The sequence below is a fragment of the Pseudomonas sp. Tav-5-1A genome (genome assembly GCF_055755055.1).
The window spans coordinates 1,618,067-1,630,072 of the sequence record NZ_CM146901.1 but is presented as its reverse complement, the minus strand read 5'-3'; the positions used below and the strand labels follow the sequence as shown (position 1 = coordinate 1,630,072).

The window sequence follows — 12,006 nt, the reverse complement described above, 5'->3', positions numbered from 1 at the left end:
GGGATCAGCGGTCATGATGCCGTGCGGAAACGATGATATTTCAGACGCAGGCGTCTACCAGCGCCTTGGCCTTGGTGAGCAGCGGCAGCACCGCGCGGGCGAAGGCCTTGTCGTGGGTGGCGTCGCTGTCGGCGATTTCGTAGGCGGTGGCGTGGGCGTAGCCCAGCAACAAGGAAACCTGGGCCAGGGCGTCTTCGCTGGGGATGCCGGGGTTGACGGCGAACATGGGTTGGCCCGTGCTGTCGGTGGGGCCGAAGGGGGTGAGTTGGGTGACGGTTGGGATGTCGGAAGTCATGAACAAGTCTCGTATTGGTTAGGTAAGCCAACCACCGCTTGCACGCGATGGGTGGCAGCTGCACGCAGGTGTGCAAGACCAGGAACGAGTAAACCCGGCAGGACCGAAGCCCTCCCGCGCACAGCTACCATAATCGTCGAGGCGTACGGATACGCCGGCTCGAATCTTACAATAGCCGCACTCGTTTGACCCAGGCTTGCACGCCTGCCCGCTGTGTTTGCAGCGAGGCCCGGAGACTAGCCCCCCTGCCCCCGAGGCTCAAGTCAGACGTTTCCGAAACTGTTTCCGCGCTTGTAGGACGCACCGGCCCGTAGCAGCTGCCGAAGGCTGCGTCCGGGGCACCGCGGGGCTGGGGACGCAGCCTTCGGCAGCTGCTACGGGGGGTGTTGTTTGTGGGGGTGGGGGAAGTTCGGTAAACGGCGGGCAAAATATTTTCGGACTTTTTTACGAACCCCAGAGTCGGACTTAATAAGCCGTCACGCTTTTTCCTGACGCTAAAAGCCTGCACCCCAAAAGTCGAATAAAGGATAACGCCATGGGCACCATACTTATCATCATTCTCATCCTGCTGTTGATCGGTGGTCTTCCTGTATTCCCGCACTCCCGCAGCTGGGGTTACGGGCCATCGGGCATTATCGGCGTAGTGCTGGTGGTACTGCTGATACTGGTATTGCTCGGCAGGATATAACCGGTAAAAAGCCCTACAAAAAAGGCAGCCCGAGGGCTGCCTTTTCAATACACGCTTTATAACTTAGTGGGCCACTGCCCCGCTGGCGCCCAGGCCGGTCTGCGAACGCACGAACTGCGGCATGAACAGCGCCCGTTCATCATCGGCCGCCTTGGACTTGTCGGTGATGGAGAAGAACCAGATACCCACGAAGGCAATGATCATCGAGAACAGCGCCGGGTATTCGTAGGGGTAGATGGGTTTCGCGTGACCGAGGATCTGCACCCAGATGGTCGGGCCCAGGATCATCAGGCCCACGGCGCTGATCAGCCCCAGCCAGCCACCGATCATGGCACCACGGGTGGTCAGGCGTTTCCAGTACATGGAAAGGAACAGCACGGGGAAGTTGCAGCTGGCGGCGATGGAGAAGGCCAGGCCCACCATGAACGCGATGTTCTGGTTCTCGAACAGGATGCCCAGGCCGATGGCCAGGATCCCCAGGGCGATGGTGGTGATTTTCGAGACGCGAATCTCTTCTTTCTCGTTGGCCTTGCCCTTCTTGATCACGCTGGCGAACAGGTCATGGGACACCGCCGAGGCACCGGCCAGGGTCAACCCGGCGACCACTGCCAGGATGGTGGCGAAGGCCACGGCCGAGATGAAGCCCAGGAAGATGCTGCCACCCACGGCATCGGCCAGGTGCACCGCCGCCATGTTGTTGCCGCCCAGCAGCGCGCCCGCCGCGTCCTTGAAGGCCGGGTTGGTGCTGACCAGCAGGATGGCGCCGAAGCCGATGATGAAGGTGAGGATGTAGAAGTAGCCGATGAAGCCGGTGGCGTACAGCACGCTTTTACGCGCTTCCTTGGCATCGGACACGGTGAAGAAACGCATCAGGATATGCGGCAGGCCAGCGGTGCCGAACATCAGCGCCAGGCCCAGGGATAACGCCGAGATCGGGTCTTTCACCAGGCCGCCGGGGCTCATGATGGCCTCGCCCTTGGGGTGAACCTTGATGGCTTCGGAGAACAGCGTGTTGAAGTCGAAGTTGACGTGTTTCATCACCATCAGCGCCATGAAGGTGGCACCCGACAGCAACAGCACGGCCTTGATGATCTGCACCCAGGTGGTGGCCAGCATGCCGCCGAACAGCACGTACAGGCACATCAGGATGCCCACCAGCACCACGGCCACGTGGTAGTCCAGGCCGAACAGCAGCTGGATCAGCTTGCCGGCGCCAACCATCTGCGCGATCAGGTAGAACGCCACCACCACCAGCGAACCACAGGCCGACAGGGTACGGATCTCGGTCTGCTTCAGGCGGTAGGAAGCCACGTCGGCAAAGGTGTATTTGCCCAGGTTGCGCAGGCGCTCGGCGATCAGGAACAGGATGATCGGCCAGCCCACCAGGAAGCCGATGGAGTAGATCAGTCCGTCGTAGCCGGAGGTGAACACCAGGGCCGAAATACCCAGGAAAGACGCCGCCGACATGTAGTCACCGGCAATGGCCAGGCCGTTCTGGAAACCGGTGATGCGCCCCCCCGCTGCGTAATAGTCGGCTGCGGACTTGTTGCGCTTGGAGGCCCAGTAGGTGATGCACAAGGTGGCGCCCACGAACACCACGAACATGACAATGGCCGAGACGTTGAGTGGCTGTTTCTGCACGGCGCCGGTAATGGCATCGGCGGCGAACAGCGCCGGGGCGAACCCAAGGAGGCCGAGGCTGGCCAATAATCGCTTGATCATTGTTGCGCCTCCTTGAGAATTTCCTTGTTCAGGTCATCGAACTCGCCGTTGGCACGGCGCACGTAGATGCCGGTCAATATGAATGCGCTGAGAATCAGCCCGACACCAATGGGAATACCCCAGGTGATAGACGATTCGGGGGTCAGTTTGGCGCCCAATATATGGGGGCCGTAGGCGATCAGTAGAATGAACGCCGCATAAAGCCCAAGCATGATCGCCGAGAGTATCCAGGCGAATCGTTCCCTTTTTTGCACCAGCTCCTTGAAGCGCGGGCTGTTTTGTATCGATAGGTAAATGCTGTCGTTCATTGTTTTTATCCTCGCAGCACAGATGGGGTGACACTGTTCCACTTTAGGCTGCTGTGAAAGCGGCTCCAGACGACCTTAGTATTAGATCGACATTACCGCTTTGCCAGTCGACATAGTTGCTTAGCTTACTTATGACAATAATAAAACCCGCCTGCCATTGCACTGAAACGAAAAAACCGCCGGGGCTATTAACCCCGACGGTTCTGGAAGTTGCGGTATAGAGCGGTTGCGGGTTATTTAGCAGTCCACTCTGCCACGCGGTCAGGGTGCTTGGCGACCCAGTCCTTGGCCGCAGCTTCAGGCTTGGCGCCTTCCTGCACGGCCAGCATCACCTCGCCAATCTCGTCCTTGGAGTTCCAGTGGAATTTCTTCAGGAAGGTAGCCACTTCCGGCGCCTTGGTGTCCAGTTCCTTGCTGCCGATGCTGTTCACGGTTTCAGCCGCGCCGTACACGCCTTTCGGGTCGTCGAGGAAGCGCAGTTTCCACTTGGCGAACATCCAGTGCGGCACCCAGCCGGTCACGGCGATGGATTCATGCTTGTCGTAGGCGCGGCCCAGTTCGGCGGTCATGGCGGCGCCGGAGCTGGCCTGCAGCTTGTAGCCGGTCAGGTCGTAGTCCTTGATGGCCTGGTCGGTCTTGAGCATCACGCCGGAACCGGCGTCGATGCCGACGATCTTGTCCTTGAAGGTCTTGTCGGTCTTCAGGTCGGCGATGGACTTGGCGGCCACGTACTCGGGCACGATCAGGCCGATCTTGGCGTCCTTGAAGTTGGGGCCGTAGTCGACCACCTTGTCCTTGTTCTTGGCCCAGTACTCGCCGTGGGTAACCGGCAGCCAGGCCGACAGCATGGCGTCGAGCTTGCCGGTGGCCACGCCCTGCCACATGATGCCGGTGGCCACGGGCATCAGTTTCACGTCGTAGCCCAGCTTCTGCTTGATCACTTCCGAGGCCACGAAGGTGGTGGCGACGCTGTCGGACCAGCCATCGACATAGCCGATGCTCAACGTTGGCTTGGTCTCGGCGCTGGCCAGGGTGGAACTTGCAGCAAGTACCAGAGCGGTGGCCGCTCCCAGGATTTTCTTCATCTTCATCCAGACTTCCCCAAAAGGCTGCGCTCGACGACGGTCGAGCATCGTTGGCGTGCACGGCGCTGGCAAATCGCCTTGTAGTGCCCAGTGATCATCAACCTCGCGGGCCGAGCATCCTGCTCTGGCTGCGACCTTGAGGCAGCGAGAAACGACATCACCTTGCCATTAGCGCCAGCGACCAACGGTCGTCTGCCCGAACTTTGCATGGTGAATGCATAAGCGCCGGGCAAATACAGGTAACATGCGCGGCTTTGTTGCCTGACGAAAATAGCCAATGCCCGCCACATCCCGTTCCACCCTGTTGCCGTACCTGTTTGCCTGTGTGCTCGGTCTGCTTGCCCTCGCCGGTTTCTGGTACGGGCTGGGCAAGCCGGTGGTGCTGCCCGACGCGGCCAGCGCCACGCATAAACTGCAGTGCGCCTCGTACACGCCGTTCGACAAGGACCAGTCGCCGTTCGATCAGCCGTTCAAGCTGCGCCCCGAGCGCATGGACGCTGACCTTGCGCTGCTGGCCACCCGTTTCGAGTGCATCCGCACCTACTCCATGACTGGCCTGGAGGGCATCCCCGCCCTTGCCCGCAAGCATGGCCTGAAGGTGATGATCGGTGCCTGGGTGAACGGCAACCCGGTGGACACCCAGAAGGAAATCAAGGCGCTGATCACCGCCGCCAACGCCAACCCTGACGTGGTGACGGCGGTGATAGTCGGCAACGAGACCCTGCTGCGCAAGGAGGTCACCGGCAAGCAGTTGGCCACGCTGATTCGCCAGGTGAAGAGCCAGGTCAAGCAGCCGGTCACCTACGCTGACGTATGGGACTTCTGGCTGCAGTACCCGGAAGTGGCGCCGGAGGTGGACTTCCTCACCATCCACCTGCTGCCCTACTGGGAAGACAACCCCAGCGGCATCGACAAGGCCCTGGCCCATGTGGCCCAGGTGCATGACGAGTTCGCCAAGCGCTTCGCGCCCAAGGACATCCTGATTGGCGAGACCGGCTGGCCCAGCGAAGGCCGCCAGCGCGAGACCGCCCTGCCCAGCCGCGTCAACGAGGCGCGCTTTATTCGCGGCGTAGTGGCCATGGCCGAGCAACGCGGCTGGCACTACAACCTGATCGAGGCCTTCGACCAGCCGTGGAAGCGCGCCAGCGAAGGCGCCGTGGGCGGCTACTGGGGCCTGTTCGACGCCGACCGCCAGGACAAGGGCGTGCTGCAGGGCCCGGTCACCAACGTGCCGTTCTGGCCACAGTGGCTGGGCGCCGGCGTGCTGCTGTGGCTGGCCACCCTGGCCTTTGCCGGGCGGGTGAACAGCCGCCGCAGCGCCCTGCTGCTGCCGTTGCTGGCGGCCGTGGGTGCCGGCAGCCTGGGCGCCTGGGGCGAGCTGGTGCGCATCAACGCGCGCTTCGCCGAAGAGTGGGTGTGGGCGGTGCTGCTGGTGGGCTTGAACCTGATCGTGCTGGCCCATGGCGTGCTGGCCCAGGCGCAACGCAGTGGCTGGCGCGAACGCCTGTTCGCCTGGCTGGACCGCCGTGGCGGCTGGTGGCTGGGGGCCGCAGGCTTCGCGGCGGCGGTGATGATGCTGGCGCTGGTGTTCGACGCCCGCTACCGCAGCTTCCCGAGTGCGGCGCTGGTGCTGCCGGCGCTGGTGTACCTGCTGCGGCCGGTGCGAGTACGCAGGCCCGAGGCGCTGCTGCTGACGGCAATCGTGGCCGTGGGCATTCCAGTACAGCTGGCCATTGAAGGCCTGCAGAACCAGCAGGCCTGGTGGTGGGCGATTGTCAGCGGCCTGATGGTGTGGGCGCTGGCGCGCAGCCTGCGCCACACCCCTCACCCGTAGCAGCAACTGTCTTGTGGGAGCTGGCTTGCCAGCGAGCTTTTATGGCCCCAACAGCTCGCTGGCAAGCCAGCTCCCACAGGATGTAGCAGCGGCGGGGCGGCCATCCGCCAGAGGCCGCGTCCCGGGGTTAGCGTCTTACCAGGCGCAGGCCGGCGATCACCACGGCGAACACCGCCAGGCTGGCGCTGTACAGCACCAGCCCGGGAATGCCGATGACCAGCGCCAGCACCGCAAGCCACCAACCCAGGCAGCGCGGCACCAGGAAGCCAACCACGGCGGCCGCCAGCGCCGCCATGGAAATCATCCGGAAGTGAATCAGGTAGCCCAGCCCCGAGCGCAGCTGGCATTCCCAGCGGCTGGCCTCGTCGCTGCACAGCCCCACCCAGCGGGCATCCTCCATCAACCCGTAACGCACGCCATAGCTGGAAGCCAGGCTCAGGGCAACCAGGACGAAAAGCACGATCAGCGACGTACGGCGGGACATGACACACTCCGGAAAGGAAAAACGGCGCCAAGAATAACCACCCCGCCCTGTTATGCAAGGCGAAAACAGCCAATGTAGCTATTGTGTCTGTTGGTGTATCACGCCCGTACAATATTTAGCGTGTCAAAAGCAGTCATACTGGGCAACTTGCCACCAACGCGGTGGTCAGAGCCTGCGTACTTCACTTAGCTTTCGCCTTTTAGGGACACCGTCATGCTTCGAATACTGCACTTCGCTGCCTTGCTGGGCGGCCTCATTCTGAGTGCGTCCGCGCTAGCCAAGGATGTCGACGTCGCCACCTATGGCTACCCGTTGACCAACCCGTTCGAAGCCACCATCGCCTCGACGCCGCCGGACCTGCGCCCCAAGTTGCCCGCCGATGACGACATCAAGCAGGCCGACCACACACTGAACCTGCGCCCGGACCGCGACTTCACCCTGCCCGACAACTTCTGGGCGGTGAAGAAACTGCGCTACCGCCTGGCTTACCAGGACCACGCCGCGCCGCTGATCTTCATCATCGCCGGCACCGGCGCGCCCTACACCAGCAGCCTCACCGAATACCTGAAGAAGCTGTATTACCAGGCCGGCTACCACGTGGTGCAGCTGTCGTCCCCCACCAGCTACGACTTCATGAGCGCCGCCTCGCGCTTCGCCACGCCCGGGGTCACCAAGGAAGACGCCGAAGACCTGTACCGGGTTATGCAAGCCGTGCGCGCGCAGAACCCCAAACTGCCGGTCACCGACTTCTACCTGACCGGCTACAGCCTGGGCGCGCTGGACGCCGCCTTCGTCAGCAAGCTGGACGAGACCCGCCGCAGCTTCAACTTCAAGAAGGTGCTGCTGCTCAACCCGCCGGTGAACCTGTACACCTCCATCAGCAACCTCGACAAGCTGGTGCAGGCGCAGGTTAAGGGCATCAACAACACCACCACGTTCTATGAAGTGGTGCTGCAGAAGCTCACCCGCTACTTCCAGCAGAAGGGCTACATCGATCTCAACGATGCCCTGCTGTATGACATCCAGCAGTCCAAGCAGCACCTGTCCAACGAGCAGATGGCCATGCTGATCGGCACCTCGTTCCGCTTCTCGGCGGCCGACATTGCCTTCACCTCGGACCTGATCAACCGCCGCGGGCTGATTACCCCGCCCAAGTTCCCGATCACCGAGGGCACCAGCCTGACGCCGTTCCTCAAGCGCGCGCTGCAGTGCGACTTCGACTGCTACCTGACCGACCAGGTCATCCCCATGTGGCGCGCCCGCACCGACGGCGGCAGCCTGCTGCAACTGGTGGACGAGGTGAGCCTGTACGCCCTCAAGGACTACCTGCACGACAGCCCGAAAATCGCCGTGATGCACAACGCCGACGACATCATCCTCGGCCCGGGCGACCTGGGTTTCCTGCGCAAGACGTTCGGCGACCGCCTGACCGTTTACCCCCACGGTGGCCATTGCGGCAACCTCAATTACCGCGTCAACGCCGACGCCATGCTGGAGTTCTTCCGTGGCTAAGACCTTCCTCCTGGCCGCCGCACTGCTGTGTGCCGGCATGGCCCACGCCGACGAGCAACCGACCCACGCCGACGCCGATGGCTTCACCGAGCCGCTCAAGCAGCTCAAGTTCAACCCCGGCCTGGACCAGCGCGAGTTCGAGCGTTCGAGCCTGACCGCGCTGAACGTCTACGACCCGGTGGAGAACTGGAACCGCCGCGTCTACCACTTCAACTACCGCTTCGACGAGTGGGTGTTCCTGCCGGTGGTCAACGGCTACCGCTACATCACCCCCGGCTTCCTGCGCAGCGGCGTGAGCAACTTCTTCAGCAACCTGGGCGACGTGCCGAACCTGGTCAACAGCCTGCTGCAGCTCAAGGGCAAGCGCTCGCTGCAGATCACCGGCCGCCTGCTGCTCAACACCACCATCGGCGTGGCCGGCCTGTGGGACCCGGCGACGAAGATGGGCCTGCCGCACCAGACCGAGGACTTCGGCCAGACCCTGGGCTTCTACGGCGTGCCGGCCGGGCCGTACCTGGTGCTGCCGGTGTTCGGGCCGTCGAACCTGCGTGACACCACCGGCCTGCTGTTCGACTACGGCGCCGAGTCGCAGATCAACTTCCTCAACGTGTCCCAGGAAAGCAGCCGCCACCCGGAAATCTGGGCGTTGCGCGCGGTGGACAAGCGCTACACCACCAGCTTCCGCTATGGCTCGCTGGACACGCCGTTCGAGTACGAGAAGGTGCGCTACATCTACACCGAATCGCGCAAGCTGCAGATCGCCGAGTAATAGCGCGGCGCTTCGGACGCGGCCTGGCGGCCGCTGCTACAAAACCCGTAGCAGCGGCCGCCAGGCGGCGTCGCCTTCACAAAGCATCAATTCTATCGATAGTTGATAGCCAAAATAGTCGCTATTCGTTCGATATTTCCCGCGTAACAATAGAGCCATTCCCACCCTCCTACAGGAGTTGTGCAATGACTCAATTTCGCAAGATCATCGGCATCCAAGCCGGCCAGGCCACTTCCGATGGCGCTGGCGTCAGCCTGACCCGCGTTATCGGCGGCCCCGGCATCGAACGCTTCGACCCGTTCCTAATGCTCGACGAATTCGGTTCCGACAACCCCGACGAATACATCGCCGGCTTCCCGCCGCACCCGCACCGTGGCTTCGAAACCATTACCTACATGCTCGAAGGGCGCATGCGCCACGAAGACCATTTAGGCAACGTCGGCCTGCTGCAAGGCGGTGGCGTGCAATGGATGACCGCTGCCCGCGGCATCATTCACAGCGAGATGCCCGAGCAGGAAGAGGGCGTGATGCGCGGCTTCCAGCTGTGGCTCAACCTGCCTGGCAAGGACAAACTCGGCACCCCCGGCTACCGCGACATCCAGCCCGAGGACATTCCGCGCCTGACCACCCCGGCCGGCATCGACGTGGTGGCCATCGCCGGCACCTTCGACGACGGCCAAGTGCAGCAACTGGGCGCCGTGGAGCGGCCACACACCGAGCCGCACCTGTTTGACCTGCGCCTGCCAGCCGGCGCCAGCATCAGCCCGCGCCTGCCCGAGGGGCACCGGGTGATGCTGTACGTGTACGAAGGCGCGGTGCAGCTGCCCGGCCATGCCGGCAGCGTGGCGGCCAGCCGCCTGGTGCGCCTGGGCGACAGTGGCGAGCTGCGCATCGACAGCGCCGAGGGCGCACGGGTACTGGTACTCGCCGGCAAGCCGCTGAACGAGCCGGTGGTGCAATACGGCCCGTTCGTGATGAACAGTCGCGAAGAGATCGAACAGGCCCTGCGCGACTTCCGCGACGACCGCCTGACGGCCTGATCCCACCCGTGGGAGCTGGCTTGCCAGCGAGCTGTTGAGGCCCGAAAAACTCGCTGGCAAGCCAGCTCCCACAGACGGTTATAGCGGTTGGAGGAAGGCCAGGATTTCGGCCTGCTTGGCCAGCGCATCGCGCCGCCCCAACTCGATCAGTTCGCTGCAATACCCCGCCTCGAACAGCAGGTAACTCAGCAACCCCGCCCCACTGGTTTTCGTCGCCCCCGGCCCGCGCAGGAACAGGCGCAACGCCGCTGGCAGTTCATGCCGGTGCCGCGCGGCGATCTCGTCCAGCGGCTGGCTGGGCGACACCACCATCACCTCCACCGGGTTCAAGCCCAGCGGCGCGCTGTGCACGTCGGCCGGCAACAACCGCCCCAGTTGGTTGAGGCGCTGCAGCAGTTCCAGGTCGTCTTCCAGGCTGTCGATGAAGGCGCTATTGAGCAGGTGCCCGCCGATCTGCGCCAGGCTCGGCTGCTGGTCGCTGCCGGCCAGTTGGCCGCCGTCCGGCCCGCGGGCGTTGCCGCTGACGCCCACCACCAGCACCCGCTCGGCGCCCAGGTGCAGCGCCGGGCTGATGGGTGCGGACTGGCGCATGGCGCCGTCACCGTAGAAGTCATCGCCAATGCGCACCGGCGGGAACAGCAGGGGGATGGAGGCGCTGGCCAACAGGTGCTCGACGCTCAAGCGGGCCGGCACGCCGATACGGCGGTGGCGCAGCCAGGGCTGGATGCCGCGGCTGCCCTGGTAGAAGGTCACTGCCTGCCCGGAGCTGTAGCCGAACGCCGTCACCGCCACCCCGTGCAGGGCGCCAGCGGCCAGGGCGCCCTCGATGCCGGTGAGGTCCAGGCGCTCGCGCAGCAGCGCGCCCAAGGGGGCGTTGTCCACCAGCGCCACCGGCACGTTGCCGCCAATGCCCAGCAGGCTGTGACGGATGAAGCGGCTGGCTTGGCGCACCACGCCGGGCCAGTCGCTGCGCACCACCTGGTGGCTGGCGAAACCGCGCCAGAACGCTTCCAGGCGCTGCACCGTAGGCACGAATTGGCGGGCGCCGCTGGCCAGGGTCACGGCGTTGATGGCGCCGGCCGAGGTGCCGACGATCACCGGGAAGGGGTTGGGGGCGTCGGCGGGCAGCAGCTGCGCGATAGCCGCCAGCACGCCCACCTGGTAGGCGGCGCGGGCGCCACCACCGGAAAGGATCAGCCCTGTGATTGCAGGCATTGCGTGCTCCTGTAGCGGCAAACATCCTGTGGGAGCTGGCTTGCCAGCGAGCTTTCAGGGCCCCAACAGCTCGCTGGCAAGCCAGCTCCCACAAAGACAGTCGCTGCGACGGGCTACCGGCGGCGCTTTTCGTAGAGTCTAGGCGAGCCCGGCGGCCGCGACTTGAAGCGCCGGTGTGCCCACAGGTACTGCTCCGGGCACTCGCGAATGGAAGCTTCCACCCACTGGTTGATGCGCAGGCAGTCGGCCTCTTCGCTCTCGCCGGGGAAATCCGCCAGCGGCGGGTGAATCACCAGCCGGTAGCCGCTGCCATCGGCCAGACGCTGCTGAGTGAAGGGAATCACCCGGGCCTTGCCCAGCCGCGCGAATTTGGTCGTGGCCGTGACCGTGGCCGCCGGAATGCCGAACAGCGGCACGAAAATGCCCTGCTTGGCGCCGTAGTCCTGGTCCGGCGCATACCAGATGGCGCGGCCCTTGCGCAGCAGCTTGAGCATGCCGCGCACGTCCTCGCGCTCCACGGCCAGGGAATCGAGGTTGTGACGCTCGCGGCCCTGGCGCTGGACGAAGTCGAACAGCGGGTTGCCGTGCTCGCGGTACATGCCGTCGATGGTGTGGCGCTGGCCCAGCAATGCGGCACCGATTTCCAGGGTGGTGAAGTGCAGCGCCATGAGGATGGCACCCTCGCCGGCCTGCTGGGCAGCCTGCAGGTGTTCAAGCCCTTCGATGTGCGCAAGCCGCGCCAGGCGGGCCTTTGGCCACCACCAGCTCATGGCCATTTCGAAGAAGGCGATGCCGGTGGAAGCGAAATTTTCCTTGAGCAAACGGGTTCTTTCGACGAGCGGTAGTTCTGGGAAACACAGCTCCAGATTGCGCGCCGCAATACGGCGGCGTTCGCCGGCGATGCGGTACATGCCAAGGCCCAGCAGGCGGCCGATCACCAGCAAGGCGCGGTACGGCAGCTGCACCACCAGCCACAACAGGCCCAGGCCCAGCAGCAGCGGCCAGAAACGGGGGTGAAGAAAGGTTCGGTTAAAACGCGGGCGATCCATTACAG

12 protein-coding genes are annotated in these 12,006 nt (G+C 63.9%); 5 read left to right on the top strand and 7 right to left on the bottom strand.

Translation table 11 applies throughout. The annotated features are described in order from the left end of the window. Nucleotides 1–40: 40 nt before the first annotated feature. Nucleotides 41–295 (bottom strand): DUF3077 domain-containing protein, encoded by a 255-nt coding sequence (locus AC0J42_RS07360; protein WP_473005651.1) that lies wholly within the window; start codon nucleotides 293–295, stop codon nucleotides 41–43. Nucleotides 296–830: 535 nt separating this feature from the next. Here AC0J42_RS07360 and AC0J42_RS07355 point away from each other — a divergent pair. After that, nucleotides 831–983, top strand: a complete 153-nt coding sequence (locus AC0J42_RS07355; protein WP_009045034.1) for a DUF3309 family protein — start codon at nucleotides 831–833, stop codon at nucleotides 981–983. Nucleotides 984–1,046: 63 nt separating this feature from the next. Here the strand turns inward: AC0J42_RS07355 and AC0J42_RS07350 are convergent, their stop codons facing one another. The 3 genes from AC0J42_RS07350 to AC0J42_RS07340 all read right to left on the bottom strand — a co-directional run bounded on the left by AC0J42_RS07350 (nucleotide 1,047) and on the right by AC0J42_RS07340 (nucleotide 4,104). After that, nucleotides 1,047–2,705, bottom strand: coding sequence for a cation acetate symporter (locus AC0J42_RS07350; RefSeq protein WP_473005650.1), 1,659 nt, complete (start codon nucleotides 2,703–2,705; stop codon nucleotides 1,047–1,049). After that, nucleotides 2,702–3,013 carry a DUF485 domain-containing protein gene (locus AC0J42_RS07345; RefSeq protein ID WP_416422962.1) on the bottom strand — a complete coding sequence of 104 codons (312 nt, stop codon included), beginning with the start codon at nucleotides 3,011–3,013 and terminating at the stop codon, nucleotides 2,702–2,704. The genes AC0J42_RS07350 and AC0J42_RS07345 overlap by 4 nt, the downstream gene beginning before the upstream one ends. A gap of 233 nt (nucleotides 3,014–3,246) precedes the next feature. Next, nucleotides 3,247–4,104 carry a glycine betaine ABC transporter substrate-binding protein gene (locus tag AC0J42_RS07340; protein ID WP_416422961.1) on the bottom strand — a complete coding sequence of 286 codons (858 nt, stop codon included), beginning with the start codon at nucleotides 4,102–4,104 and terminating at the stop codon, nucleotides 3,247–3,249. A 271-nt stretch (nucleotides 4,105–4,375) separates the two neighbouring features. Here AC0J42_RS07340 and AC0J42_RS07335 point away from each other — a divergent pair, with 271 nt between their 5' ends. Then, nucleotides 4,376–5,932, top strand: coding sequence for a glycoside hydrolase family 17 protein (locus tag AC0J42_RS07335; protein ID WP_473005649.1), 1,557 nt, complete (start codon nucleotides 4,376–4,378; stop codon nucleotides 5,930–5,932). A gap of 127 nt (nucleotides 5,933–6,059) precedes the next feature. On the opposite strand, the gene AC0J42_RS07330 is transcribed toward AC0J42_RS07335, so the two are convergent. After that, nucleotides 6,060–6,416, bottom strand: coding sequence for a hypothetical protein (locus AC0J42_RS07330; protein WP_473005648.1), 357 nt, complete (start codon nucleotides 6,414–6,416; stop codon nucleotides 6,060–6,062). A gap of 213 nt (nucleotides 6,417–6,629) precedes the next feature. On the opposite strand from AC0J42_RS07330, the gene AC0J42_RS07325 reads away from it, so the two are divergent. The 3 genes from AC0J42_RS07325 (at nucleotide 6,630) to AC0J42_RS07315 (ending at nucleotide 9,737) form a co-directional block, all read left to right on the top strand. Next, nucleotides 6,630–7,928 (top strand): serine/threonine protein kinase, encoded by a 1,299-nt coding sequence (locus tag AC0J42_RS07325; RefSeq protein ID WP_416422958.1) that lies wholly within the window; start codon nucleotides 6,630–6,632, stop codon nucleotides 7,926–7,928. After that, entirely contained in the window at nucleotides 7,921–8,697 is a 777-nt protein-coding gene (locus AC0J42_RS07320) for an MlaA family lipoprotein (RefSeq protein ID WP_473005647.1), read from the top strand. Before AC0J42_RS07325 ends, AC0J42_RS07320 begins: the two co-directional genes overlap by 8 nt. Nucleotides 8,698–8,882: 185 nt before the next feature. Next, nucleotides 8,883–9,737: a pirin family protein gene (locus tag AC0J42_RS07315; RefSeq protein WP_473005645.1), complete on the top strand. Its 855-nt coding sequence runs from the start codon at nucleotides 8,883–8,885 to the stop codon at nucleotides 9,735–9,737. Between the two features lie 78 nt (nucleotides 9,738–9,815). Here the strand turns inward: AC0J42_RS07315 and AC0J42_RS07310 are convergent, their stop codons facing one another. Further along, nucleotides 9,816–10,952 carry a patatin-like phospholipase family protein gene (locus tag AC0J42_RS07310; RefSeq protein ID WP_473005644.1) on the bottom strand — a complete coding sequence of 379 codons (1,137 nt, stop codon included), beginning with the start codon at nucleotides 10,950–10,952 and terminating at the stop codon, nucleotides 9,816–9,818. Nucleotides 10,953–11,065: 113 nt separating this feature from the next. Next, a complete protein-coding gene (locus tag AC0J42_RS07305) occupies nucleotides 11,066–12,001 on the bottom strand; it encodes a lipid A biosynthesis lauroyl acyltransferase (RefSeq protein ID WP_416422954.1) in 936 nt (311 codons plus the stop codon). Nucleotides 12,002–12,006 lie beyond the last annotated feature (5 nt).